Source organism: Xylanimonas protaetiae (assembly GCF_004135385.1).
Taxonomy (GTDB): Bacteria; Actinomycetota; Actinomycetes; order Actinomycetales; family Cellulomonadaceae; genus Xylanimonas; species Xylanimonas protaetiae.
This window is the reverse complement of sequence record NZ_CP035493.1, coordinates 355,114-380,776: the sequence shown is the minus strand read 5'-3', so window position 1 is coordinate 380,776 and position 25,663 is coordinate 355,114. Positions and strand designations below refer to the sequence as shown.

The following is a 25,663-nucleotide window of genomic DNA, read 5'->3' as shown; positions in this document are numbered from 1 at the left end:
GCTCGGAGGCGTCACACACCGGTTCGTGGGCGCCGAGCGATCTGGAGTGTCGCATGATGACTGTCAGCATCGCGCGGTACCTCGTCGCCGGGGGGCTCGCATTCGCCGTCGACTTCGGCTTTCTCGCGCTGCTTCGTGAAGGCCTGGGCTGGCCGACGGGCGTTGCCGCCGCGGTGGCTTTTCTGCTCAGTTTTGCTTTCACATACTCGGTGCAGCGCAGGATCGGGTTTGCGTCGCGAGCCCCGCACGGTCGCGCGCTGGTGCGGTACACGATCCTCGTGGCGGTCAACACCGTCGTCACCGCCGCGGTCGTCGCGCTGATCGACCAGACCTCCGCAGGCTGGGGCATCGGCAAGGTGGTCGCGACGATGGTCACGACGGTCTCGAACTTCTTCGCGTACCGCTGGTGGGTGTTCGCCGCCGACGCCCACGGGGCCGACGGCACGCGACTTCGACAGAGGGGGTCTGATGGTTTTTGAGGGAGCGCGCATCGCTGCGATCGTGCCTGCATACAACGAGGCGAAGATGATCACGACGGTCATCGAAACAATGCCGGACTTCGTCGATCACATCATCGTGGTCGACGACTGCAGCCCCGACAACACAAGCGAGGTCGTCCGCGCTTCGACGGACCCGCGCGTCGTGCTTCTCCGGCACGAGGTGAACAAGGGCGTCGGCGGAGCGATCATCACGGGCCATCGCCACGCGATGGATCTTGGGGCCGACGTCAACGTCATCATGGCGGGTGACGCTCAGATGGACCCGGCCTACCTCCCCTCGCTCCTCGAGAGGGTGACGACCCAGGGATACGGCTTCGCGAAGGCCAACAGGTTCTTCGCGCCCGAGTCGTTCCGTGGTATGCCGAGGTACCGGGTATTCGGGAATGTCGTTCTCTCCTTCATGACGAAACTCGCGAGCGGGTACTGGCACCTGTTCGACCCGCAGAACGGCTACACGGCGATCCGAACGCAGGTACTTCGACGCCTCGACCTTGACCGTGTGGCGTCGCGGTACAGTTTCGAGAACGATCTGCTCGTTCACCTGAACATCCTTCAAGTCCCGGCTGTCGATGTGCCGATCCCGGCGGTCTACGGGGATGAGGTGTCAAGCATCCGCCTGAGTCGAGTTGTGCCGGAACTCCTGGCGCTTCTGACGAAGGGCTTCTGGCGTCGCATCTGGTATCGCTACGTGCTCTGGTCGTTCTCTCCCATCGCCCTGCTACTGGCACTCGGCCTCCTGCTTTTCGGGTTCGGTCTGGTCGTCGCGATCTGGGTCTGCTTCCAAGTCGCGAGCTCATCCGTGGCGACGGCCGCGACGGTGATGTTGGCCGCGCTACCACTCATGATCGGCACACAGATGCTCCTCAGCGGACTCCAGCTTGATATTCAGGCCAGCCCTTCGACACCTGACGGAGAGCCGTTCGAGCGGGTCGTCCGGAGTTGACGCGGTCCGTGCTCGCCGCATCCAAGGGTGCGCCCGAGCCGCCGCCGATTGTCGCGTATCCTGCTGGTGGACCGTTGGCGACGTCTTGCAGCCACGAACGCGCCCGTCCCGACGAATAAGCCGGACCCCTGCCGCCTCCTCTCCGGAAGGACCCCTTGATGCGCATTGCCGTCATCGCTCTGGGCAAGATTGGACTCCCGCTGGCCGCGCAGTTCGCGAGCAAGGGCCATGAGGTTGTCGGTGTCGATGTGAATAACGAGACCGTCGCGACGGTGAACGCAGGAAGAGAGCCATTCCCGGGGAGGCACACCTGGCCGAGAAGCTCGCTGAGCTTGTCCCTGCCGGCCGCCTTCGCGCCACCACCGACTACGGTGACGCCGTACCGGGCGCCGACGCAGTCGTGCTCGTCGTACCGCTCTTCGTCGATGAGGAGACAGCCCAGCCGGACTTCGGGTGGATGGACGAGGCCACGAAGTCGCTCGCCGCGCACCTGACCCCGGGCACACTGGTGTCTTACGAGACAACCTTGCCCGTTGGCACCACGCGTCACCGGTGGATGCCGATGATCGAAGAGATCTCCGGCCTCAAGGAAGGGGAGGACTTCCACTTGGTCTTCTCGCCCGAGCGGGTCCTCACCGGTCGCGTGTTCGCCGACCTCCGCAGGTATCCGAAGCTCGTCGGGGGACTCAGCGCAGTCGGCGCCCAGCGCGCGCGCGCATTCTACGAGGCGGTTCTCGACTTCGACGAACGTACTGATCTGGCCCGACCGAACGGCGTCTGGGATCTCGGTTCAGCCGAAGCATCCGAGCTTGCGAAGCTCGCCGAGACCACGTTCCGTGACGTCAACATCGGCCTCGCGAACCAGTTCGCGCTCTTCGCCGACAAGGTGGGACTCGATGTGTACGCGGTCATCGAGGCCTGCAACTCACAGCCCTACAGCCACATCCACCGCCCCGGGATCGCAGTCGGCGGTCACTGTATTCCTGTGTACCCGCGCCTCTACCTGTCAGTGGACCCTGACGCGACGATTGTGCGCGACGCTCGCCGGGTCAACGCGGAGATGCCAGAACGCATGGTCTCGCGCGCCGAGGAGATCCTCGGCGACCTGAGCGGCCTTCGGGCCGTCGTGCTGGGCGCGGCGTACCGCAGCGGAGTGAAAGAGACTGCGTTGTCCGGTGTGTTCGCGACGTCCGACGCGCTGCGCAGGCGCGGCGCTCAAGTGCTCGTTCACGACCCGCTCTTCACTGATGCGGAACTGCTGAAGCTCGGTTTCGACGTCTACCACACGGGTGAGCCGGCCCATCTTGCGGTGGTGCAGACCGATCACGCCGATTACCGAACGCTGACGCCCGCGGACATCCCGGGCGTGCGGCTTCTCGTCGATGGGCGTCGTGTCACGGACGGCGCCCTCTGGGCAGGGACGCCCCGCATCGTGCTCGGCGAGGGATCGCGCGCCTGACTTGAGGTCCGCCGCCCACCTGTCGAAAGCGTCGTGCCCGCCTGCCGGGCGGTGGCCTACCTGACCGACTCCGTCGCGGGAAGACGAAGGGCTTTCTCGCCAGCGACGTCCCCGCCCGGCGCCTGGCGTCCGCTGCCGTGTACAAGCGGGAAGCCGAGGGCGGCAAACGCCAGCGAGCCGACCAGCCAGGTCGCCATCGGGGACGGGCCGGCGTGCCACCACTCGACTTGTGCGTTGAGATTCAACTGCAGCACGTCGAGGCCTGTCACGTACCGACGGATGAATGTGTGCAGGGCAACGGAGTGGGCCACCACGATCAGGATGTAGGCGGAGGCGGCCTGCGTTCGCGTCAGTCGGATCGACCATCCGGAGTCGGCAGCGCGGGAGACCGCAATGGCGAGAATGACGGGGACGAGCGGCAGGGTGTAGCGGCTCTGGTAGCCGGACGAGAGCTGGAGGAAGTAGATGGGGATTGCCACGTAGACCAGCATGGTCCCGCTGAGCGCGACGGCCTTGCGCAGGTTCATTGTGCGGAGGCCCGCGAAGAAGACGCCCCCGGCGGTGGCCACCATGAACACGTACACCAACGATGGTGCTTGGACCCCCTGCGCGAGTTGCGAGAAGAACTCGAGCTGTATCGCGGGAAGAGCGAAGAGCGTTGACAGCAGCCGGCTGTACGGGGGCATCGGCAGCCCGGTCGCGGGGTCGACTTCGCCGGATCCAATTGGGTGTGATCCGAACCCGGATTGTATGGAACCTGAGTTGGCGGCGCCGAGGAATCCGATCGCGGCGAGGATCACGACGGCGACTGCACACACCGCAGGAATCACCCATCGCCGTGATCGGTAGAAGTTGAGGGCAACGACGGCGCACAGCATGACCACCAGGAACGCCGCGGCATCTGCGCGTGCTACCGCCGCCATGGCCGCGCCAACGATGCCGAGGCTCCCAAGGGCGACGCGTCGCCATCGTTCCGGCGCTCGGAGCGCGCCGTTGAGGCTGAACCACGCGGCAATCGTGCCGCTCACTGCCCAGCTTGACGGGTTGACGGAGCTGATGAGCGAGACGACGAAAGGGACGGAGACGGGTAGGACTGACAATGCCATCCACCGCCGCCCGCCCTGCGGCAGCAGCGCGGCGATCGCTCCGATGAGCAGGACAGCGAGTGTCCCGTTGAAAAGTCGGATCGCGACTACCGACCGGAAGACGTTCGGGCCGACCAGGTTGTGAAGCACGGTGTAGTAGATGCCGAGGTACTCGCCGTCGTTGACCCTGCCCCACCATTCGGTTCCATCGCCGACGTCGAACGAGCAGGCGGCTGACTCGTCGGTCGACACGCCATAGCAGAACCACGGCTGACGTAGCCTCTTCGGGATCTCCACCTCGGTGCGGCCCGTGGTGGGATGGTTGACGTTGCAGACCTCGCCGGTCAGCGACGGGCACCAGATGCTTGCCAGGTGGAAGTCCTCGTCGGGGAAGGACCCGACAGGCGACGATGTCGACCATGCGACGACGGTTAGCAGCGCCGCGGCAATGAGGGCAAGCCCGGCCGTGACGCGCGTGACGCGTCCACGCCCGAGCTTCGAACCCATGTGTGCCCGCCTTGTCAATGCGGCCCGTCGAGTGGCGCCCGCCGAACCCGCCGGAGCCGTCTTTGAGCGCCTCACGCGGGCTGGTACTGCGGGTATGCGACCGCGTTGGCGAGAGCGATGGACTCGGGCATGCAGGGACTCCAGACGGAGGGGGCGCGTACGTCCGCATCATACGATCACGCGGCCGACGCGAGGAGGCACCGGCGTATGTCGGTTGCCTCAGGTGGGGCGCACGACACATCGTGTGTTCGTTCTGCCGTCTGTGTCTCTGGCCAAGCGCCTCGCAAGGTAGTCTCGCTGCGTGGAGTTTGGGCCCGTACAAGGTGAGCGGACAGCTCAAGTGGACCGCGAGATCGCCAGTCTTGGAGCACGGGAGGCGCTCGTGTTTCGCGACCACGTCATCGGCCTAGAGGCGACCGTCGGCCGGTTGCGCAGAGACCTCGTCGTCGCCCGGTACGAGGCAGAGGTCAAGGCCGAGTCCGAGACGAGAGCCATGGCCGAGGCTGACCGCTTGCGTGGCGAGGTCGACGAACTGCGCAGGCAGTCGGATGCGCTGCGCGCAGACACGGCGGTCCTGCGTGCGGAGATCGCCTCCCTTGAAGGGCGGGTCGCCTCCTTGCTCGCCTCCCGCTCGATGAAGCTTGGGCGCCTTGCCACCTCCCCGGTCCGCCTGGTGAAGAGGCTCGCCAAGTGACAGGGACGGCTCCGCTGTTCTCGATTGTCACCCCTGTCTTCGACCCGCCCGTCCAGGCGTTGACAGAGATGATCGATTCGGTACTGGCGCAGACATTTCTGGACTGGGAGCTTGTTGCTGTAGACGACGCCTCGACGAACCCCGAGGTCCGCATGATTCTCCGTGCTGCGGCTGCGCGCGACGAGCGCATCATCGTGGTCGAGCGCGAGTCCAACGGGCACATCGTGGCTGCGTCGAACGACGCCGTCGCTCGAGCGCGGGGGGAGTTCATCGCGCTCGTGGACCACGACGACCAGCTCGCACCCACGGCGCTAGAGCGGATGCGCGCCGCAATCCACGAGCGCCCCCGAGCGGACTACCTGTACTCAGACGAGGACAAGATCGGCACCGACGGACGGCACTACGACCACTTCCGCAAGCCCGAGTGGTCTCCTGTCCTCCTTCGGGGTCAGATGTACACCGGTCACCTCCAGGTGCTCCGGACGTCGCTTGTGCGAGATCTCGGCGCGTTCCGCCCCGGGTTCGAGGGGTCGCAAGACCACGACCTCGCCCTGCGCGTCACAGAGCGGGCGCGTGAGATCGTCCATGTACCCGAGGTTCTCTACCACTGGCGGGTGGTGCCAGGTTCGGCCGCCGGCGACGTCGACGCGAAGCCGTACGCGTGGGTCGCCGGTCGCAAGGCTGTCGATGAGCACCTGCAGCGGCTCGGGGTGTCGGCCCACGCCGAGTACGGCGACTGGGCGAGCTGCTACAAGGTGCTCTACGACCCGCTTCCTGCGGACCTGCTCGTCTCGATCATCATCCCGACGCGAGGCGGAACTGGGTATGTCTGGGGCAGCGAGCGGGTCTTCGTCGTGGAAGCCGTGCGATCGCTCGTCGAGTTCGGCGGCCATGAGAACATCGAGATCGTCGTCGTATATGACACGCCCACGCCATCTGATGTGCTCGACGAGCTTCGGCGCGTGGCGGGCGACCGCCTGGTGCTCCTCGAGTTTACGGAGCCCTTCAACTACTCCAAGAAGTGCAACGACGGGTTTGTCGCCTCGCATGGTGAGGTGATCGTCATGATGAACGACGACGTCGAGCTTCTCGAGCCCGGGCTGATCCCTCGGCTCGTGGCGCCGCTGTCGGAGCGGGGTATTGGGGTGACCGGTGCCAGGCTGCTCTACGCGGATGGCACCATCCAGCACGCCGGGCTCGGAGTGTGGACGCGGTACTTCTGCCACCCCTTGCGGTTCACACCGGGCGACGAACCGGGCCCCAACGCTGTGCTCAAGGTGAGTCGTGAGACCAGTGCCGTGACGGGCGCGTGCCTTGCCTTGACCCGGGCGACGTACCAAGCCGTCGGAGGGTTCACGGAGCGACTTCCGGCGAACTTCAACGACGTCGACTTCAGCCTCAAGGTCCGACAGCTCGGGCTGAGCGCGGTGTGGGTCCACGACGCGACGGCGTACCACTTTGAGTCGCAGACGCGTGTCGTCGAGGTCTTCGACTACGAGGTCGACTTCATGACGGACCGCTGGGCTCTCCCGCAAAGCCTTGACCTCTACATGCCAGGGATTCTTCCCGGCTGACCGCTGCACGCTAGAGTGCTGCGCCGGGGTCGCGCCCACCCCAGATCAGTTCAGAAGGAGCGGTCACCCATGACCACCGAAGTACCGGACCGCGCGGCTGCGCTTGCCCTGGAGCCGATGCGTCCTGCCGGACCGCGCAAGGGCTTCGTCGGCGGGACCATCGCATCGATCAAGGACGTCGTCGCCCATAGGGAACTCCTCGACCTGCTCGTTCGGCGAGAGCTCAAAGCGCGGTACAAGGACTCGGCGTTGGGCTTCCTCTGGAGCCTCGCGCGACCGCTTGCGATGCTCCTCATCTACTACGTGGTGCTCGGCCAGTTTCTCGGTCAAGCTCGCGGACTCCCGGGCTTCGCCGTCTTCATCTACTCGAGCCTCACGGCATGGGGGTTCTTCTCGGAGGCAGTTTCCGCCGCGACCGGGTCGGTCGTCAACAACGCGGGTCTGGTCAAGAAGGTCTACATGCCGCGAGAAGTGTTCCCGCTCGCGGCGATCGGTTCAGCGGCGTTCAACTTTGCAGTCCAGCTCGTTGTGCTCTTCGCTGCCGTGACATTTTTCGGCGAGTTCCCGACGGGCGCTCGATGGATCTACTTCCCTCTGTCGCTCGTTGTGCTGTTCGCCTGGGGAACAGCTATCGGTCTGATCCTGGCCGCGGTGAACGTCTATCTCCGCGATGTCCAGTACCTCGTCGAGATCGCGATCATGATCTTCTTCTGGGCGTCGCCCATCGTGTACTCGTGGACCTTTGTCCAGAGCTCGTTGCAGGGTTGGGTCTCCGAGCCCGTCGCGAGGCTGCTCATGAACATCTATCTGTCCAACCCCGCGACGACCGCTGTGCTCGGCTTCCAGAGGACGTTCTGGGTTGCCGGGGACGGCACACCAGACAACCCGCTGCCGCAGGTGTCGCACCTTGGTCTCCGGCTGACCATCGTCGCTGTCGTCGGAATCATCTTCCTGTGGGTCGCTCAGCGGATCTTCGCCCGCCTGCAGGCCAACCTCGCCCAGGAGCTGTGACGTGACGTCAGTCATCGAGATCGCCGACCTGTCGAAGAAGTTCACGGTTCGCAAGGAGAAGTCGCTCAAGGAACGTATCGTCAACTTCGGGCGCTCTCAGCTCCACAAGGAGGAGTTTTGGGCGCTGCAGGACGTGTCGCTTACTATCGAGGCTGGTACGACGATCGGGCTCGTCGGCCACAATGGCTCGGGCAAGTCGACGCTGCTGAAGATGATCGGCGGCATTCTTCAACCCGACACAGGCTCGGTCAGCCTCCGGGGTCGGCTCGCGGCGCTCCTCGAGCTGGGCGCGGGGTTCCACCCCGACCTCACCGGACGAGAGAACGTCTACCTCAACGCCTCGATCCTAGGTATCAGCCGCCAGGAGATCGACAAGTACTTCGATGCGATCGTCGACTTCTCGGGGATCGAGGAGTTCATTGATACCCAGGTGAAGTTCTACTCTTCAGGCATGTATGTGCGGCTCGCATTCGCCGTCGCCATTCACGTCGACCCTGACATCCTGCTTGTGGACGAGGTATTGGCCGTCGGCGACGAGCCGTTTCAGCGTAAGTGCTTGGAGCGGATCCGTCAGTTCCAGGCCGAGGGCCGGACGATTGTGCTCGTGACCCACGGTCTGGACCAGGTCAACGAGTTCTGTGACCGCGCTGTCGTCCTCGACCACGGCCGGATCGTGTCCGACGACGAGCCACTGACAGCGCTTCAGAAGCTTCGGGCCGACTGGGAGGAGGAGCGTCAGGAAGAGCGCTCCCGCCTTGCGGCTGAGCAGGCCGAGGACCGGCCGGAACTTGCTGCGCGGTTCGAGGGGATCGCGCTCTGGGCGGACTCCGGCCACGGTGGCGAGCCCGAACTCGGCCCGGACGAGGGTGTCGAGGTCACGATGCAGCTTGCGTCGCCTGTCGCATTCGACGATGCCGTCATCAGTGTCGGCGTGACGACGCCGATGGGGCACCCGGTGTACTCGACGACGACGACACTGCTCGGCACGAAGGTCTTCGTTCGCCGCGGAACGAACAAGTGGGCAATCCACCTCAGCGCCATGGGTCTCAACGAGGGTGACTACCTAGTCACTTGCGGTATCGGGACGGCGGACGGCGCAGAGGTCCACTTCGTTCCTGCTGCGTGCCGGTTCAGTGTGCGTGGCGACGGGCGATCCCTCGGGATCATCCGCGCGGACGCGCGGTGGCGCGAGGTTCCGCTGGGTTAGTGTCCGTGTCGCGCGCGCCGGACTGCGGCAAGCGCCCGAGAGAGGGTACGGGTCGCGCGCCAAGTGCGCGAGGCTGTGATCGCGCTCAACTCTTCCTCTGCGACCCTAGCCCGCTCTACCCATGCCAGACGTTCGGCCTCTGCTGACCTGGCGCGCGCAGACCAGGCGTCGCGTTCGACGGCGAGATGGTCGGTGGCGCGGAACAACGCGGCCACAAGCTGGATCTGGGGCTGCTGCGGCGTGGTTGCACGGTCGATCGCGTCGACCAGCGGCTGGGTAACCCGAGGCAGTGTCAGATCATCGAGGACCCGCTGCTGCACGTCTGCCGCCTTGTCGTGCGCGGCCGCGATGTCTGCAAGCTTGGCAGCGATCCGCTCGGCCCCGGCCTCGACGTCGCCGGCTGGGTACACGTCCGCATCGTCCAGGAAGCCAAGGTCGATCATCGCTCTGGTCGCTGGATTGGTCGCGGCGACTATGGCAAAGCCCCCTTGAGCGTCTCGGTCAAGGTTAGGGAGAAGGTCTCGAGGTGCGACGTGTGCACGACCACGTCATTCTGACGCACTCCCGCCCAGTTCGCTGCCGGGTCGGACGCGAAAGTCACGCCGCCAAGCCCTCGCTCGGCGATGTAGGTGCGGACGACGTCGGCGTACGCGGGTTCATTGACGCCGCCCCGAATCTCAAGAGTTAGTTCCGGAAACCGACGGCGGACCAGTTCGTACACCTTGACGAGCTCAAGGGTGTTCTTGCCTTCGCTGACATGATTGACGGAAACGAGCCGCGGGGCCCCGTTACCGCCGCCTGGTGCGAGACCGGGCGCGTCGGTGTACGGCAGGAAGTAGTTGACCGGTGTGTGACTGACGTACTCCGAGAGCTCCCGGGCGAGGAGCGGGCTTGCGGCAAGGATCTCGTTGGAGAACGCCTCAACGAATGGGTATGCCGCCCGGGTCGAGGCGAACTGCCCGCTCGGGAACTCGTGGATGAGCCACAAGTGCGGCACGCCGGCACCAGCCGCGGCGATGGCGAGCCAAGGCATGTGAACCGTGTTGGTGATCGCGACATCGAAGCGTTCGCGGTCGAGCAGGACCGCAAGTGCGCCGACTACAGCGGCGTCGCGCATTGCCTGGCCGTCCTCCGCCAGATCGCCCCACCAACCATAGTCGAGGACATGTGACGCAATGCCATGGTCGTCGAGGAACCGCGCGTACTCGGCAGTGTGTGGAACCCGGACGACAAGAGTGACGTCGTGGCCGAGCGCCCGGAGGTGGACGATCTGGTGGTTTGCCGCGATGTCGGCGCCGTTGGACGTACCCCCCACGGGTGCCAGGACGATGATCTTGGTCATGTGGTCGCGCCACCTAGGCTTCCGCGAACGCAGGGCGTTCGATCTCGGGCTGTGCGCTGCCTGCGGTGTCGGGGCGCCGCACCAGGAAGAGCGCGGCAGCGAGCATTGCGAATCCGAGACTGCCCAGCAACCAGGTGAACATGGGACTGATCGGCGACGCCCACCACTCGACGTACCGGCTGAGGTTGAGTCCGTGGACGTCGAGCCCGGTGACGAACCTGCGAATCTGCACGTGCAGCATGACGCTGTTCCCGACGACCAGCGTGAGGTACGCGAGGATAGTCTGCGGAACGGTGAGCCGGAACGTGCCTCGGGAGGATGGGTTCCACAGGGCCGTCGCCATGATCACGGGTACCAAGGGCGCGATGTATCGTGCCTGCACCTCCACGCCGACCCACATGCCGGAGCGCTGCAGGAGGAGCACAGGCAGGACGACGTACACGCTGACAAGCCCGAACAGGGCAAGGCCCTTAGGTAGTTCGACGGAACGCATCCCGAAGAGTGCCAGCGCACCGGCCAGCAGGACGCCCGGGACCCAGACGATGGCCGGAACAGGTGTGTCGACCCAGTTGAGGGCCTCGGCCTGTGCGCCGATCAGCAGCTGAGGCAACGCGAGGACGTTCGAGAAGAGGAGATCCCCGTCGCCCGGACCTGTTGTTCCTGCCATTCCGCCGAGCGCGTCGGTCTGACTGGCAGACAGGAACCCGATGAGGCCGATGAAAGTGACAGCCGCCGGGAGTGCCACGATCCACAACTTTTCCTTGACTGATCGGAAGTGGAGGGCGACGATCCCGGCTGCGGCAACCCCGAGGTATGCGCCGGCGTCCGCGCGGGCTAGAGCTCCGATCAAGGCCCCGACGAGAGCGAGCCCCGCGAGGGCGTAGCGCCGCCTGCGGTGCGGTTGCGTGACGAAGCCATGCATGCCGGCCCAGGCCACGGCGACCCCTGTGAAGGCCCAGCCAGACGGGTTGATGGAGGCGATCAGATATGTCGCCATCGGCACAGATACGGCGAGGTACCCATAGGTGACGAGGCGTCGTGAAGGCCGCGGAAGCAGCAGGGCGGTTGCGGTGAAGAGCGCGATGGCCAGCACACCGTTCGCAATCCTCATCGTGGTGACTGAGGCTTGGACGTCGGGACCGACGAACCAGTGCATGACGTCGTAGAAGCCGCCCGGGTACAGCCCGTTGTCCACGCGACCTGTCCAGTACAGGTTGTTGGTGAGGTCATCGACGCAGGCCCCGGAGTTCTCGGGGTGGAATGCAGTACAGATGGCAGACGCAAGCACGACCTGCGGGACCAAGACCTGGGTGCGCGACTCGCCCGGTTGCAGTTCTCCTTCAGCGATGCGCGTGTCGCACGAACCATCGAGCGGAGTCGGGCACCAGATTGAGGCGAGATGGAAGTCCTCGTCCGGGGATGACCCGGGCGGCGACGCCGTCGCCCAGGCGATGACCACGAGCAGCGCGCCCACGACGAGCAGCAGAGCCCAGACGAGAGTTTTCGACGATGGCCGGCGCGGCGAGCGGATGTCCTGGCGCAAGCCAGTGTGCGGGGCGGTCACCGTAGAAGGGTACTGGCGGAATGTCATCGCCGCGGTCCGCTGGCAGATCGCACGGTGGACAACCGGCGGATGGGGTCAGCCGGGTTGCATAGGATCAGTCCCGACGCTCACGACGCGTGTGCAGTCTGTGCTGTCGGATGATCCGCGATCATGAAGGAGACCCTACTCGTGGCCATGTCGATGTTGAACACCGTCCGACGACTGTCGCGAGCGTCGGTGCGCACTGTGCGTCAGGAGGGTGTCGGCTCGCTCGTCCGCAAGGCCACGATGCTGGTCCGCGGGCGTGTCGGTGACACAGCCGTGGCGGCAGTGTCGTTGGTGAGCCACCGCCATGAACTCGGCAAGCTCCCGCTGATGCCCCAGCTCGCCGACGTCCTCACCGTCGATCTCGACAAGCCCGCAGCGACTCCCTCGCTTCGTGAACCGGGCGCTCGGCTCTCCATCGTGTGGGTGACGCCGCCTGTCGGTGCGCGTGGCGGTGGGCACACGACGATCTCCCGCTTCGCCAAGTACTTCCAGGCCCAAGGCCATGACGTGTCGTTCGCCGTGTACGAGAACAACACGATGCCGCAGACCTCCGACGCGGCGCGTGCCATGCTGAAGAAGTCGTATGGGCTCGATGTCGATGTGGTCGGCATGGACGAGCTCGGCGGTGCCGACGTCATCATCGCTACGAGCTGGGAGACGGCGTACGGCGTGTACAACGCCCCCGACACCGCGCACAAGTTCTACTTTGTGCAGGATTTCGAGCCGTCGTTCTTCGGCGTCGGGTCCCGTTACAAGCTTGCGGAGGCAACGTACCGGTTCGGGTTCTACGGCATCACGGCCGGCAAGTGGCTCACGCAGCGCGTCGCGGAGTACGGCATGGAGGCAGACTGGTTCGACTTCGGAGCAGACCTGGACGTCTACGCGCCGCCCTCAGGAGCGGTTGTAACCAAGAAGAAGCAGATCGCGTTCTACGCCCGGCCGTCCACGGAACGTCGTGGGTTCGAACTGGGCATGCTTGCCCTGGAAGTCTTCGCCAACCGCCACCCTGAGTACGAGATCGTGATCTTCGGCTCCGACCTCGTGGGTTGGCACGTTCCGTTCCCGCACACGAACCTCGGCCTTGTCGAGGAGCACCAGCTCGCCGAGATCTACCACGAGTCTGTCGCGTGCCTGGTCCTGTCGTTGACGAATGTCTCCCTGCTGCCGCTCGAACTCGTGGCGGCGGGCTGCGTCGCAGTGGTGAACGAAGGCGAGAACAACACGATGGTGCTCGGCCACGTCGACGGCATCGAGTACACGGACGCTTTGCCGACCAGCCTCGCGGCGGGACTGAGCCGGGCGGTGGAGCGAGCTGACGCCGAGAGCTGGGCGGCGCACATCGCGGCGTCCGTGGGTGACCGCTCGTGGCAGCAGGGCGTCGAGAAGGTGGAGAAGATCATCGTGGGGAGGGTGACCGGTGTCGCAGCCTGACGCACCCGGGCGGAGCGCCGTGCGGGCGACGGTTTTCATCCCCGTGTACAACGGCGTCGGCGATCACCTGGAGGAGACCCTCGCGGCGCTGTTCGCACAGCGACCCCCATTCGAGTGGAACGTGCTCGCCATCGACTCGGGGTCGTCCGACCGCTCAGTCGGGGTTCTTGAAGAGTTCGCTGCACGTGAACCACGGCTGACCGTCAAGCAGATCCCTAACAGTGAGTTCTCCCATGGCCGGACGCGGCAGCAGGCGGCCGAGCTGGCTGACGGTGAGTTTGTGGTCTACCTCAGCCAGGACGCCGTTCCTGAAGGCGAGCATTGGCTGGAACGCATGATTGCGGCGTTCTCCGTCGCAGACAACGTCGTGGGCGTCCTTGGGAGGCAGGTTCCGCGACCAGGCTGTTTCCCGCTCCAGAAGCGTGACATCCTGACTGCCTTTGCTGCCCAGGGTGTCGACCATACCTACACCGTGTACAACGGCGAGTCGCTCGATCTAGGGCGGGCCAAGTTCTACTCCGATGTGTGCTCCGCTGCGCGTCGCTCGACGCTGCTTGGCGACGTGCCCTACCGTGACGTCGCCTATGCAGAGGACCAGGCATTTGGCACTGACCTCATCGAAGCCGGGTACGTGAAGGTCTATGCGGGTGCTGCGGCGGTTATCCACTCTAACGACATAGCGCTGCGCGACTACAAGCGCCGCATCCTCGACGAGTGGGCGGGCCTTGAGTCCACCGGCATTACGCTCGGTCACCCGGGACGCAAGTGGCTGCTGCGCGAGCTCACCGTCGTGACGGCACGCGACATCGTCTTCACCCTTCGCGACTCGCAGTACACGTGGAAGCAGAAGGTGCGGTACGTCCTGACGGCACCGGCCTATCGCTACAGCCGCTGGAAGGGCATGGTTCTCGCGTACGAGGGCGCCCACCACCACTCACTCGAGGCGCGCAAGCGTTCCTAGTGCGGTAAAGCAGCGTTTGGATCGACGACAGACCCCTGCTGAGATCACACTGAACCGCCCTGGGTCTGATGGAGGCTCGGGGCTTGACCCCGAGTAGTGGACACGCTGGATCCAGGTTCGTCCTGGAGGAAGCGAGAAGATCCACTCATGGCGAGGAAGAACTACTCCGAGGAGTTCCGCAGTGATGCGGTCGAGCTCTACCGGAGCACGGCGGGCGCCACGATCAAGCAGATCGCGGACGAGCTCGGGATCCATGACGCGACGTTGTCGAGTTGGCTCAAGACGGCGGGTGTGTCCGTGCGTTCGGTCTCCTCGGCGTCCGTTACGTCGCCGCCGTCGTCTCGTGGCGGTGGGGTCGAGACGCCCGAGCAGGAGAACGCCCGACTGCGCGCCCAGGTCGCACGCCTGGAGGCAGACCTCAAGCGCACCGAGGTCGAGAAGGACATCCTGAAGAAGGCGGCGAAGTATTTCGCCGCGGAGACGAACTGGTGAGCCGCTTGCTCCGACACCTTCGAGGTGAAGCGGCTGTGCGAGGTCCTCGAGATCGCCCGTTCCTCGTACTACAAGTGGGTCGCCGCAGCGGAGGCAAGGGCTGCCCGCCAGGCCGCCGACGACGCCCTGGCCGCACGGATCGTGGCGGTGCAGAAGAAGGACCCGACTTTGATCACGGATCGCCGGTTCTGACGGGTGCGGGTCGCTGACCTGCGGGTTCGTGGGCGCGGGCGCTGGAATCTGTGCACTAAGCGGCGGTCCTAGAGTGACGTGGTGGCTCCGCACATCCGAACTGTGACGACCGCGTCCGGCGCGCGGGCGGTGCAGATCGTGTACTCGAATCGCAAGGGCGCCCGGGACATCAAGCACATCGGGTCCGCGCACGATGACCTCGAGCTCGAGCTGTTGAAGACGGTCGCGCGGCAGGCCCTCGCGGGCGGGCAGGACGAGCTCGACCTCGGTCTGCAGCCGCCGCCGCAGGCCGGTGGCCCGTTGCCCGTCACGTCCTCGCGGATGGGTCACCTGTGGGACGCGTTGTCCAGTGCGTACGACGTTCTCGGGTTCGGTCCGGCCTCGGGCGGCGACGAGGTGTTCCGGCATCTGGTCCTGGCCCGGATCATCGAGCCGACCAGCAAGTTCGACTCGCTGCGCGTGCTGGCCGAGGCCGGGATCGAGACGGTGTCCTACCCGACGATCACGCGCCGACTGCGGGTCTACGCCGCCGAGGGGTGGCGTGAGCAGCTCGCCGCCGCGTGTGCCAGGCACGCGAACCTGGGCCCGGCCACGCTCGTGCTCTACGACGTGACCACGCTGTACTTCGAGACCCACGAGGGCGACGGGTTCCGCGAGTCCGGGTTCTCCAAGGAACGCCGCATCGAGCCGCAGATCACCGTCGGCCTGCTCACCGACGCCGCCGGGTTCCCGCTGATGGTGAACGCGTTCGAGGGCAACCGTGCCGAGACCACGACGATGCTGCCCACCCTCAAGGCGTTCATGACCGCCCACCACCTGCCCGACGTGGTGATCGTCGCGGACGCCGGGATGATCTCGGACGCGAACAAGCGCGCGATCGAAGCCGCCGGACTCTCGTTCATCCTCGGCGCGAAGACACCCGAGGTGCCCTACCAGATCGACAAGTGGCAGAGGGAGCACCCGGGCGAACCCATCCCGGACGGACACATCTTCACCCAACCCTGGCCCGCGCAACCCAGCGATAAGCGTCGTGACCAGGTCTTCTACTACCAGTACTCCCACGACCGCGGCCGGCGCACCCTGCACGGCATCGACGAACAGGTCCGCAAGGCCGAGGACGCCGTCGCCGGCAGAACGTCGGTCAAGCGGAACCGGTTCGTCCAGCTCACCGGTGCGACCAAGGCGGTGAACCGCGACCTGGAGGCCAAGGCCAGAGCGCTGGCCGGGATCAAGGGCTACGTCACGAACATCGCCAACCCGAACCCCGAGATGGTCATCGGCGCCTACCGCCGCCTGCTCCAGATCGAGAAGTCGTTCCGGATGGCGAAGTCCGACCTCGCCGCACGCCCCATCTACGCGAGGACGCGCGACTCAATCGAGGCGCACCTGACCATTGTGTTCGCCGCGATCGCCGTGGGCAGGTGGATCGAGGAGACCACCGGCTGGTCCCTGAAGAAGTTCGTCAAGACCGCCCGCCGCTACCGCACCTACGAGATCAGCCTCGGCGACCACACCATCAAGGCCGCCGACCCACTACCCGACGACCTCCACGCCGTCCTCGAGGCCATCAACGCTCGAACCGCTGGACACTAACCTGATCAAACTCGGGTTCCACGCGGACCACGGGTCGGTCTACACGTCCAAGGACTACGCGGCAGCCTGCGCCCGGCACGGGGTGCTCCAGTCGATGGGCGCCGTGGGCTCGAGCGCGGACAACGCCCTCGCGGAGTCGTTCAACGCGACGATGAAACGCGAGACCCTCGCCGGCGCCCACGCCTACGACGGACCACGCCACGCCCGCCGGACCGTGTTCCGCTGGATCAACCACTACAACCAGCGCCGCCGCCACTCCAGGTGCGGCTACACCAGCCCGATCACCTACGAGACCACGACCACCGCTACTCTGCGGCTGGCCGCCTAACCACCCAACGCGTGTCCACTACACGGGGCAAGGCCCCTCTGGTCGCTTGTTCGGGTCTGTACGGTCTTCGGCTCTGTCGCACTTTCGAGGGAGGGTGGCGGTCAGGTGTGCAGGATGCGGTGGCGGAGGAGGTCGAAACCGGCTCTGCCGTACATCTGTCGTTTGAGCATCTTGGTGCGCGTGTTGACGCCCTCGGTGCGCCCGTTGTGGTAGCTCGTGGTGAGCGCGGCGACGACGGCGTCGTGGTCCTGCTCGACGCCGCGGACGAACGAGTGGACGTGGGGCAGGTCGAGTGCGCGGGCCTGGTCCAGCCAGACCGTCAGCGCGTCGGCGTTCGCGGGGTCGGGGACGAGGAGGGCCGCGAACGAGCGCACGAGGCCGCCAAGCGCCGTCATCTCGGGGCAGGCCGCGACGAGCCGGGCCAGTCGGGTGGTCTGCCGCTCCGTGAGGTTCGACGGCCTGGTCAGCATCAGTCGGGTTGCCCGTCGTGGTGACAGGTGCGGGTCGGTGTCCAGGTGCCGCTGCTGGTTGAGGTACCGGTAGAGCAGGTTCTGGCTCCCTGCGTAGCCGAGGGCGCGGATCTCGGTGAGCAACTGTTGGACGCTCACCCCGGGGTCGTCCTGTCGGCGCTGGCGCAGGTGGTCGCGGTGGGGGTCGACCAGGGTGGTCCGGTAGCGCGGTGGGCGGGTGATCTGCTCGGGCTTGGCGGCCCGGTCGTACCGCTTGACGGTGTTCAACGCGATCCCGAGCCGGCGCGAGCAGTCGAGCAGCCCGACCCCGGCGTCACGCAGCTCGCGCACCTGCGCCCAGCGCTGCGCGGTGGTCTCAGCGATGCGGCCGGTGCGCATCCCGGTCGCGGCCGCGGCCGCCCAGCAGGCGGCGTGCGCGGCGACTTCCTTTCCGGCCGCGTCGGCCAGGTTGTGCCACAGGTGCCACCGGTCGGCGACCTGAACCGCGTGCGGGAGGGCCTCGCGCACGGCTTGGGCGTAGACGGTCGACCCGTCCCGGGTGACAACCTGCACGCCTGGGTGCTCGCGCAGCCACGCGGTGACGACGTCGGCGCCGCGACCCTCGACGACGTCGACGCGCCGGCCGGTCTCGGCGTCGATCAACACGGTCGCGTAGACCTGGCCGCGGCGCAGCGCGAAGTCGTCGATCCCGAGCACCCGAGGCACCACGAGATCCGGCAGCGCGACGGAGCGCAGGACCCGCAGCGCGGTGTCCCGCCGAAGGTCGATCCCGAGCCCGGGGGCGACGCGCACGGTGGCGCGGCCGGCCAGCTCGACGGTGAGCGTCTCGAGCGCGGCGTGCAGCCGTGCCGTGCGCCGCTGGTAGCGCTCCAGAACGCCCGGGATCTGCTCACGGAACGTGCGCCGCGGACACGCCGCCACCGGGCAGATCAGGCGCCGCACCCGCACCCGCAGCTCGACCCGCACGCCCGCCACGGGAAGGTCCGCCGGGCAGCGGACCGCCCGATCGTGGACACGTGCAGACGGTGTCGCGCACATCGGGCACACCGCCGGGCCACCCGACGTCACGAGCGTGACGACCAGCCCATCGTCACGCTCGGCGATGTCCTCGACCACCAGACCCCGCAACCCTCGAAACACCGCCCTGACCAGCACCTTCGCATCGAGCACGGCAGATCATGGCAGCACCGGGTGCGCACCGCCACCCTCCCCCGAAAGTGCGACAGAGCCGGAAACTGGACAGACCCGGACGACTCCACCGGCGACCTCGTCACCGGGAAGGTTGCGGCCCACCAGGAACAGCGACAGTGCGAGGAGCGCGAACCCAAGGCTGCCGACCATCCATGTCGCCATCGGTGAAACGGGAGACACCCACCACTCGATGTTGGTGTTCAAGTTGGGGGAGCTCACGTCCAACCCCGTGACGAACCGGCGGATCTGGGTATGCAGAACAGCGCTGTGCCCGATCGAAAGCGCGCCGAAGACCAGGGCTGACTGTGTGAACGTGAGTCGTGGTACTCGTCGCTGCAGCGGGTTCCACAGTGCGGTCGCCATGATCACCGGGACAAGTGGGGTGAGATAGCGCGCCTGTACGTAGGTGCCCACCGGTGCGCCCGAGATCTGGAGCATATAAAGCGGGAGTGCGACGTACACCCCGACCAGGCCGAGCAGCGCAATGGTCTTGGGCAGGTTGAGCGCGCGCAGGCCGAGGAACGCGAGCGCGCCGGCTGCGAGCACGATCGGGACCCACGTCAGCGCAGGGACCGGTGTGTCGACCCAGTTCAGCGCATCCTTCTGCGAACCGATGAGCAGATCTGGAAGCCCTAGGAAGTTGTCCACCAGCAGGGCGCGGCCGCCGGGAGTGCGGTTCACCACCAACCCGCCCTCCAGCGCCCCGGACTGGCCGCCGTAGAGGAACCCGATGACGCCGATGACGGCAACGAGCACGGGCGCCAAGACGTCGCGGAGCCTGGTCCTGAGCGCGGGGAAGTGCAGTGCGACGATCGCCGCAGCGACCACGCCGAGAAACGCACCAGCGTCGGCACGGGCCATGGCAGCGAGTCCGGCACCGGTGAGAGCGAGGCCAGCGAGGGCGTAGCGGCGCCGTGGCTCCGGCTGGGTGAGGAACCCGTGCAGGCCCGCCCAAGCAACGGCGACCCCCGTGATGGCCCAGCCGGACGGGTTCACCGAGGCGATCAGGTAGATCGCCATCGGGACGGAGATGGTCAGGTAGCCGTACACCAGGACGCGACGCGCCTGTGGCGTCGATAGTGCTGTTACGGCGGCAAAGAGAGCGATGGCGAGCACTGCGTTGGCTATGCGCATCGTCATGACCGACGCGGCGACATCGGGGCCCACAAACCAGTGCATGACGTCGTAGAAGCCGCCCGGAAAGCCACCGTTGTCGACACGGGCGCCCCAAACAGGCTCTTTGTCGAGGTCGGCGACGCACTCACCCGACGCAGACGAGTCGAAGGCGATGCACAGCGACGCATAGGACACCGCTCTGGGAACCTCGACCAGCGTAGTCCCGTCGTCGCGCACCTTCGTGGCGCACGATTGGTCGAGCGGCGTCGGGCACCAGATCGATGTGAGGTGAAAGTCCTCGTCGGGTGACGACCCGTGCGGCGAAGCCGTCGCCCACGCAAAGGAGGCAAGCAGTGCTCCGACGATCAGCACGACGCTCCACAGGGCAGCACGGGCGCGGGGAGGTCGGCGCTTCGCGCGTCTTGGGAAATTCACGGGCTCAGCCTAGTGGTGAACTCATCCACCTGAATCCGTCGAAGCGCGATTCCGACCCTCAGCAGTGCCATCGCGAGCGAGACCACCACCAGCCCGCCGACGGCGCCCACCGCACCGAACGCCGCGGTCATCGCGGCGACCAGCGGAAGCCCGATGACGATGTTCAGCGCCGACGACGCGGCGAGCGCTCGCTGCGCCCGCATCGCAGCCAGCACGGCCATTGCGGTGACGTGCGAGACGGCGTCGAAGAGGAAGGCGGCACCGACGAGAGCGGCGATGCCGAAGGAGAGCACCACCTTGCCGTCCGTGAGCAGGGATGAGGCCGCGGGGGCCAGGAGGGCGATGGCTCCGCCGCCCACGACGCCCATCGCCCCTGCGACGAGCAGCGCCTGGCGGGCGCGCACCCGGACGGACGACGTCCCCGCCTCCGGGAGCCAGCCCTGCACCGCCTGGAGCACCGGGCCCACCGCGAGGGCACCGAACTTGAGGAACCGGTCAGCGACTCCGAAGAGCGTGACGGCCGTGGGTGCGATGAGTTGGACGAGGACGATCGGCAGCGCCGACCAGGCCGTCCACGACGCCGCGGCCGCGAAACCCGGGATCTGCGCCTTGAGGGTCGTCTGCCAGCGGCGGTGCGCTCCGCGCGCGGGGCCGTCCTCAGGTCGTCTCAGGACGTAGAGGGAAGACCCGACGACTCCCACGAGGGTGAAGGCGGCCGTGGCGGCGAGGTAGGCGTCGAGCGTCCCGAACCTGACGACGGCGAGGAGCCCCGCCACCTGGCCGAGCGTCGCGGGGGCGCCGTCGAACGCGAACAGGGCGATCGGCCGGTTGGTACCGATGAGGTACCAGCTCGCGTTGGCCGCCGGAGCGACATAGGTCAGGACGGCGAGCAGTGTGGTGCTGACCGGCAGACCCGTCAGGGCGGTGCACGCCACGACGGCGAGCGGCGCGATCACCACGAACGCCACCCCGCGGATGCGCAGCGACTCGGCGTACGTCGCCTTGCGCTCGCGCGTCGGCAGGGCCGACACCATGCTCGGTCCAGTCGCTCCCCACCCGAGGCCGACCATGAGGTTGAACGCCAGGCACGCGCCCTGGATCGTGGCGAGGAGCCCCCACTGCGTCGCGCCGACGTGACCCATGATGACGGGGATCGAGACGAGGCCGACGAGCGCCGCCGCGACGACCGGCAGCGTGAACAGGGCGCTGCGGCGCACGAGGTCGTGCTGGAGGATCTTCTTCATCCGTCAGCCGATGATCCCGAGATCGGAGTAGAGATCACGCAGGCGCCGCGTGAAGGCCGCGTTCCCGTACGTGTCGTTGGCCCACGCTGCGGCATGGGTGGTGCGAGCATCGTCGGGGTTCGTCAGAGCGTCCGCGACGAGGTCCGAGAATGGTCCCGGCGAGTTTGCGACGGAAAGCAAGGAGGCGCTGTTCGCGATTCCTTCCGCCCCGACGTCGGTTGCGACCACGGGCACCGAGCGCAGGAGTGCGTCGATGGTCTTGAACTTGACCCCTGCGCCGTTGAAGATCGGCGCGACGAACACGCTCGCGGACGCGTAGTACGGCTCGAGGGAGTCGACATATCCCGTCAGCGTCGCCCGCTCGGACCGAGCGACGAGCTTCTCGAGCGCGGGCTTGGGGTGGGCGCCCGCCGCGACGAACCGGGCGGAGGGAACCCGCGCGAGAACGGAAGGCCATACCTCCGTGAGGAACCACGTGACCGCCTCGTGGTTGTCGGGGCGGCTCAGCGCGCCTGTGAACAGGACCACGGGTTCCGAGACGTCGGGGGTGCGGGCGAGCATCTCGCCCGGAGCGGGTCCCAGCCCGGGGAGCACGACCTCGGCGCGGGTGTGCGGCGAGATCTCGCGCACCAGCGCGGCGTCCTTCTCGCTGAACGCGATGACGAGGTCGAGCGCCGCGAACGACTCGCGCTCGCGCGCACGGCTCCGGTCCGCCGCGACCCGGTACGCCAGTGACACGGGCCACGAGCTCGTCTCGGCGGCCCGCGCCCAGCGCTGCGTGATGACGTCGTGCGCGATGCCGACCAGGCGGGCGTGGGGGAGGCGGCGGCGCACCGCGGGGGCGAGCGCCATGAGCTCTGACCAGTGGAGTTCGATGCCGGCGGCGCGCTCCAGCAGGGGCCACGGAGCGGCGTCCGACGCGAACGTCCGCCGCACGTCCTGCGTGACCGCGCTCCCGGACCATGCCGACTCCAGGTCGCCCAGCTGCTTGAACCGCCCGCCGCGGAAGAGTCCCGGGCCGGTGACGAGCTCGATATCGTCGACATCGGTCCGCAATGTCATGGCATGCCGATTTCTCGGCGTATCCGGTGCGATTTCTGAAATGGTGATGAGATCGCGCAGGGCTGCGTAGTGGTGAAGCACGTACTGGCCGCCCGCATGGGCGATTCCTTCGTGTGCTATATACTTCGTCAGGCTCGCGAGCGACCTCGGCCCCGCAAAACGGGGGTCATTACTCGGCATCGGGTCTGTCCTCATCCCTTCGCGATCACAGGCCAGCGCACATGGAACCTTACGCCACCGTCGTCATCAGCTACCGCGACCCCGGGCTCCTGACCGGCGTCCTTGCGCGACTCGGCGCACAGAACGTCCCCCCGGCCCTCGTCGTCGTCGTCGACAACGGCGGCGACCTCCCGGCGGACGTGGTCGAGACGAGCCCGCTCGCGCAGAGCACGGTGCTGGTGCGCCGGCCCGAGAACCCGGGCTATGGCGCCGCCGTCAACGTCGCGCGTGCCCTCGTGGTGCAGCGAGGCATCGGCCGACTGCTCGTCCTGACGCACGATGCCGTGTTCGGCCCGGACCTCGGCACGGGCCTCGGCGGCGCGCTCGACGACGACGGCACCGGCGCCGTCGGCCCGCTGCTGCACTGGGTGTCGGACCCGAGTCGCGTCTTCACCGCCGGGGGGCGGCTCACCCGTGGCGGCCGCGCGTGGAACACCGTCGTGCCCCGCTCGGTGACCGAGCCCTATCCCGTCGACTGGCTCGACGGCGCGATCGTCATGTACTCCGTGGCCGCGCTCGACCGGATCGGGTGGCTGGACGAGGCGTACTTCCTGTACTTCGAGGACGTCGACACCTCGTGGCGCCTCCGGCAGGCCGGGTTTCAGGTCGCCGTCGCGCCGGCCGTCGTCGCGCAGCAGCAGCCCGGCGCGCACCCCATGCGGCTCGGCATCCGCAACATGACGCTCTTTGCCCGCAAGGCGCGTCTCCCGCTCGTGCCGCACCTGGGCGCTGTTTCGCGACGCACGGCGGAGGAGGCCGTCTACCGGGTGCTCCACCGTCGGTCGCCCGACGTCCTCGATGCGTGGCGGGGCTGGCGCGAAGGGCGCCGCGGGATCACCGGCAGACCGGTCTGACGGTCAGCGTGCGACGAACCGGGACGCGAGTCGCCAGTAGCCGCGCAGCAGCCCCTCCAGGGGTGCCGCGGCCGAGGGCAGCGGCGTCTGCGCCGGGTCGAAGGTCGCGGTGAAAAGCCTGACCAGGGCCGCGTCAGGCACCGTACGCGTGCGCTGCACCAGCGTCCGGCGCTCGCGTATCCAGCGCGCGTGCGTGAGCACCCACCGCCACCCGGCTGCCTTCTGTCGGCCCCAGCCCTGCGCCAGGGCGACCACGGACAGCGCGAGCTCGAAGGCGAGCAGCGGCAGCGCGACTGCGGCGAGCGTGCGCTTCTCGAAGCACGTCAGCAGGAACAGCCACCGGTTCCGTTCGACGAGGTACATCTTGAGCGGGCTGCGCGAGAACTCGTAGTGGTGCCGCACGCGTGCGCCGCCGAGCACCTGGACGCCGAGGCCCGCCTGATGGGCGCGCCAGCTCAACTCCATGTCCTCGAAGTACGCGAAGAACTGGTCCGGGAACCCGCCGAGCGCCTCCCACAGGCTACGGCGCAGCACCATCGTCGCCCCGCTCACCGACGCGACGTCGGCGACCGCCGGAAGCGACGCGACGGGCTTGCCCATCTGCCCCGCCCAGCTCAAGCCCAGCACGTGCAAGGGGTTCCCGGCCGAGTTGATCGTGCCTGGGTCGTCGGCGAGCACGATCGTGGCGCCCACGACGCCCACATCGGGGTGTCTGTCAAGGTGCTCGACGAGCAGAGCGAGCGTTCCCGGCTCGACGATCGCGTCGCTGTTCACCGTGCCGACGTACGTGCCGCGCGCGTGCCGCGCACCCAGGTTCACGCCGCCCGTGAACCCGAGGTTCGTGCCGGGGGTCAGCAGTGTGATCCGGTCGTCCGCGGGCAGGGAGCGCACGACGTCCGACGTCGTGCCGTTGTCCACGAGGACCAGCTCGAGCTCGGCGCCCTCCGACGCCAGCACGGCGGCCAGGGCGTCGCCGAGATAGGGCTCCTCGCCGTAGGCGAGCATGACGATCGTCAGCTTGGGCATACGTCAGGCTTCGGGCGCCGCCGGCGGCACCGGTGCGGGGGCGGCAGGAACGGAGGCGGCCGAGCTCAGCTTGTCGACGTCGGCGCGGAGCAGCGCGAGCTCCTCGGCGAGCGTCCGCGTCTCCTCCTCCAGCGTCGTCGCCTCCACGCTCAGATGGACGCACACGCCCAGCAGGATGACGAGCGCCCCGGCGAAGAGCAGGTTGGAGGGCGTCTCGACGCCGACCACACGGGCGAGCCACGCGACCAGGTCGGGGAAGGCGCCGATCACGACGACGAAGACAGCGAGGACCAGCCACGTTGCCGCGTATTTCTCCCGCAGGCGCCGCTGTCGCAGCAGCACCATGAGCAGCACGGCGACGACGATGGCGACGGTGAGCGCGAACCAGTAGCCGGACATCAAGCACCTCTCCGCGAGATGGGACGGGTCAGGGCCACGGCGAGAGCGAGGACTGCTCGGCCCAGGTAGACGGCGGCCTTGAACGGGTTGTGCGAGGGCGTCCCCGCTGCGCGCTCACGCATCTCGACCCCGACCTGGGTGACGTTGAGCCCTGCGCGGGCTGCGATGACGAGCGCCTCGACGGTGTCGCCGAGGTACTCGGCCGGGTAGTCACGGGCGAACAGTTCGATGGCGCGACGGCCTGACGCCTTGAAACCGGACGTCGTGTCCGTCAGCCGCGTGCCGACGATGCGGGACAGCGACGACGAGAGCAGCCGCATCGCCCAGCGACGCGGTCCTGCGACGACGTACGTGCCGGTGCCGGCGAAGCGGGCCCCGATGACCAGGTCGGCATCACCGTCGTTCAGCGCCGCGAGCAGCCGCGGCACCGCTGCCGGATCGTGCTGGCCGTCCGCGTCGAGCTGGACGGCGACGTCGTACCGCTGACGCAGCGCGTACTTGTAGCCCGCGCGCATCGCGCCGCCGACGCCGAGGTTCAGCGGCAGGTCGAGCACCGTGGCGTGTCCCGTAGCGCGTGCGACCGCGGAGGTTGAGTCGGTGGAGCCGTCGTTGACCACGAGCACGTCCATTGAGGGCAAGGTGGTCGCCACCTCTTCGAGGACCGCGGCGATAGCGGCCGCCTCGTTCCAGGCGGGCAGCACGACGAGCACGCGCAGGTCGTGGGATGGGTTCACGCC

23 protein-coding genes and 2 pseudogenes are annotated in these 25,663 nt (G+C 67.3%); 14 read left to right on the top strand and 11 right to left on the bottom strand.

The annotated features are described in order from the left end of the window. Window positions 1-53: 53 nt before the first annotated feature. From ET471_RS01710 to ET471_RS01700, 3 genes and pseudogenes are all read left to right on the top strand, one after another. Window positions 54-479, top strand: coding sequence for a GtrA family protein (locus ET471_RS01710; RefSeq protein WP_129186317.1), 426 nt, complete (start codon window positions 54-56; stop codon window positions 477-479). Beyond that, window positions 469-1,443 (top strand): glycosyltransferase family 2 protein, encoded by a 975-nt coding sequence (locus tag ET471_RS01705; protein WP_129186316.1) that lies wholly within the window; start codon window positions 469-471, stop codon window positions 1,441-1,443. The genes ET471_RS01710 and ET471_RS01705 overlap by 11 nt, the downstream gene beginning before the upstream one ends. 158 nt (window positions 1,444-1,601) lie before the next feature. After that, a pseudogene (locus ET471_RS01700) lies at window positions 1,602-2,902 on the top strand (nucleotide sugar dehydrogenase). A gap of 56 nt (window positions 2,903-2,958) precedes the next feature. On the opposite strand, the gene ET471_RS01695 reads toward ET471_RS01700, so the two are convergent. Continuing rightward, window positions 2,959-4,494: a DUF2142 domain-containing protein gene (locus ET471_RS01695; protein ID WP_129186315.1), complete on the bottom strand. Its 1,536-nt coding sequence runs from the start codon at window positions 4,492-4,494 to the stop codon at window positions 2,959-2,961. Window positions 4,495-4,834: 340 nt separating this feature from the next. Here ET471_RS01695 and ET471_RS01690 point away from each other — a divergent pair, with 340 nt between their 5' ends. From ET471_RS01690 to ET471_RS01675, 4 genes are all read left to right on the top strand, one after another. Next, window positions 4,835-5,188, top strand: a complete 354-nt coding sequence (locus ET471_RS01690; protein ID WP_129186314.1) for a hypothetical protein — start codon at window positions 4,835-4,837, stop codon at window positions 5,186-5,188. Beyond that, window positions 5,185-6,762, top strand: a complete 1,578-nt coding sequence (locus tag ET471_RS01685) for a glycosyltransferase family 2 protein (protein WP_129186313.1) — start codon at window positions 5,185-5,187, stop codon at window positions 6,760-6,762. The genes ET471_RS01690 and ET471_RS01685 overlap by 4 nt, the downstream gene beginning before the upstream one ends. Before the next feature lie 69 nt (window positions 6,763-6,831). Next, entirely contained in the window at window positions 6,832-7,773 is a 942-nt protein-coding gene (locus ET471_RS01680) for an ABC transporter permease (protein ID WP_129186312.1), read from the top strand. A 1-nt stretch (window position 7,774) separates the two neighbouring features. Further along, window positions 7,775-8,980, top strand: coding sequence for an ABC transporter ATP-binding protein (locus ET471_RS01675; RefSeq protein WP_129186311.1), 1,206 nt, complete (start codon window positions 7,775-7,777; stop codon window positions 8,978-8,980). Here the strand turns inward: ET471_RS01675 and ET471_RS01670 are convergent. From ET471_RS01670 to ET471_RS01660, 3 genes are read right to left on the bottom strand one after another with little or no spacing between them, the layout of a single operon-like run. Continuing rightward, the gene (locus tag ET471_RS01670) at window positions 8,977-9,423 is read right to left on the bottom strand and encodes a hypothetical protein (RefSeq protein WP_129186310.1); all 447 of its coding nucleotides are present in this window, start codon (window positions 9,421-9,423) and stop codon (window positions 8,977-8,979) included. The two genes, ET471_RS01675 and ET471_RS01670, sit on opposite strands and share 4 nt — an antisense overlap. A gap of 29 nt (window positions 9,424-9,452) precedes the next feature. After that, on the bottom strand, window positions 9,453-10,322 hold the full coding sequence (locus ET471_RS01665; protein ID WP_129186309.1) for a glycosyltransferase: 870 nt from the start codon (window positions 10,320-10,322) through the stop codon (window positions 9,453-9,455). A 13-nt stretch (window positions 10,323-10,335) separates the two neighbouring features. Continuing rightward, window positions 10,336-11,886: a DUF2142 domain-containing protein gene (locus tag ET471_RS01660; protein ID WP_165350362.1), complete on the bottom strand. Its 1,551-nt coding sequence runs from the start codon at window positions 11,884-11,886 to the stop codon at window positions 10,336-10,338. Between the two features lie 150 nt (window positions 11,887-12,036). Between ET471_RS01660 and ET471_RS01655 the strand changes: the two genes are divergently transcribed. The 6 genes and pseudogenes from ET471_RS01655 to ET471_RS01635 form a co-directional block, all read left to right on the top strand. After that, window positions 12,037-13,344, top strand: a complete 1,308-nt coding sequence (locus ET471_RS01655; protein ID WP_207207309.1) for a rhamnosyltransferase WsaF family glycosyltransferase — start codon at window positions 12,037-12,039, stop codon at window positions 13,342-13,344. Then, window positions 13,331-14,305 (top strand): glycosyltransferase family A protein, encoded by a 975-nt coding sequence (locus ET471_RS01650; protein ID WP_129186307.1) that lies wholly within the window; start codon window positions 13,331-13,333, stop codon window positions 14,303-14,305. Before ET471_RS01655 ends, ET471_RS01650 begins: the two co-directional genes overlap by 14 nt. A gap of 147 nt (window positions 14,306-14,452) precedes the next feature. Then, entirely contained in the window at window positions 14,453-14,797 is a 345-nt protein-coding gene (locus ET471_RS01645) for a transposase (protein ID WP_129186306.1), read from the top strand. A gap of 24 nt (window positions 14,798-14,821) precedes the next feature. Continuing rightward, window positions 14,822-14,989: a hypothetical protein gene (locus tag ET471_RS17840; protein WP_165350361.1), complete on the top strand. Its 168-nt coding sequence runs from the start codon at window positions 14,822-14,824 to the stop codon at window positions 14,987-14,989. Between the two features lie 81 nt (window positions 14,990-15,070). Next, a complete protein-coding gene (locus tag ET471_RS01640) occupies window positions 15,071-16,582 on the top strand; it encodes an IS1634 family transposase (protein WP_425356565.1) in 1,512 nt (503 codons plus the stop codon). A gap of 16 nt (window positions 16,583-16,598) precedes the next feature. Continuing rightward, window positions 16,599-16,910, top strand: a pseudogene (locus ET471_RS01635) (integrase core domain-containing protein); the annotation flags it as partial. Between the two features lie 101 nt (window positions 16,911-17,011). On the opposite strand, the gene ET471_RS01630 reads toward ET471_RS01635, so the two are convergent. From ET471_RS01630 to ET471_RS01615, 4 genes are read right to left on the bottom strand one after another with little or no spacing between them, the layout of a single operon-like run. Next, a complete protein-coding gene (locus ET471_RS01630) occupies window positions 17,012-18,550 on the bottom strand; it encodes an ISL3 family transposase (protein ID WP_129186304.1) in 1,539 nt (512 codons plus the stop codon). A gap of 6 nt (window positions 18,551-18,556) precedes the next feature. After that, the gene (locus tag ET471_RS01625; protein WP_165350359.1) at window positions 18,557-20,059 is read right to left on the bottom strand and encodes a DUF2142 domain-containing protein; all 1,503 of its coding nucleotides are present in this window, start codon (window positions 20,057-20,059) and stop codon (window positions 18,557-18,559) included. 59 nt (window positions 20,060-20,118) lie between these two features. Further along, the gene (locus ET471_RS01620; RefSeq protein WP_129186302.1) at window positions 20,119-21,366 is read right to left on the bottom strand and encodes a polysaccharide biosynthesis protein; all 1,248 of its coding nucleotides are present in this window, start codon (window positions 21,364-21,366) and stop codon (window positions 20,119-20,121) included. 3 nt (window positions 21,367-21,369) lie between these two features. Beyond that, window positions 21,370-22,608 carry a glycosyltransferase gene (locus ET471_RS01615; protein WP_165350358.1) on the bottom strand — a complete coding sequence of 413 codons (1,239 nt, stop codon included), beginning with the start codon at window positions 22,606-22,608 and terminating at the stop codon, window positions 21,370-21,372. A gap of 41 nt (window positions 22,609-22,649) precedes the next feature. Here ET471_RS01615 and ET471_RS01610 point away from each other — a divergent pair, with 41 nt between their 5' ends. Next, complete coding sequence (locus ET471_RS01610; RefSeq protein ID WP_129186300.1) at window positions 22,650-23,501, top strand: glycosyltransferase family 2 protein; 852 nt, start codon at window positions 22,650-22,652, stop codon at window positions 23,499-23,501. Window positions 23,502-23,504: 3 nt separating this feature from the next. Here ET471_RS01610 and ET471_RS01605 read toward each other — a convergent pair whose 3' ends face one another. The 3 genes from ET471_RS01605 to ET471_RS01595 are packed head-to-tail and all read right to left on the bottom strand — an operon-like array spanning window position 23,505 to window position 25,660. Then, window positions 23,505-24,527 carry a glycosyltransferase family 2 protein gene (locus tag ET471_RS01605; RefSeq protein ID WP_129186299.1) on the bottom strand — a complete coding sequence of 341 codons (1,023 nt, stop codon included), beginning with the start codon at window positions 24,525-24,527 and terminating at the stop codon, window positions 23,505-23,507. A 3-nt stretch (window positions 24,528-24,530) separates the two neighbouring features. Next, entirely contained in the window at window positions 24,531-24,926 is a 396-nt protein-coding gene (locus ET471_RS01600; protein WP_129186298.1) for a DUF2304 domain-containing protein, read from the bottom strand. Further along, window positions 24,926-25,660, bottom strand: a complete 735-nt coding sequence (locus ET471_RS01595; protein WP_129186297.1) for a glycosyltransferase family 2 protein — start codon at window positions 25,658-25,660, stop codon at window positions 24,926-24,928. Before ET471_RS01595 ends, ET471_RS01600 begins: the two co-directional genes overlap by 1 nt. Window positions 25,661-25,663 lie beyond the last annotated feature (3 nt).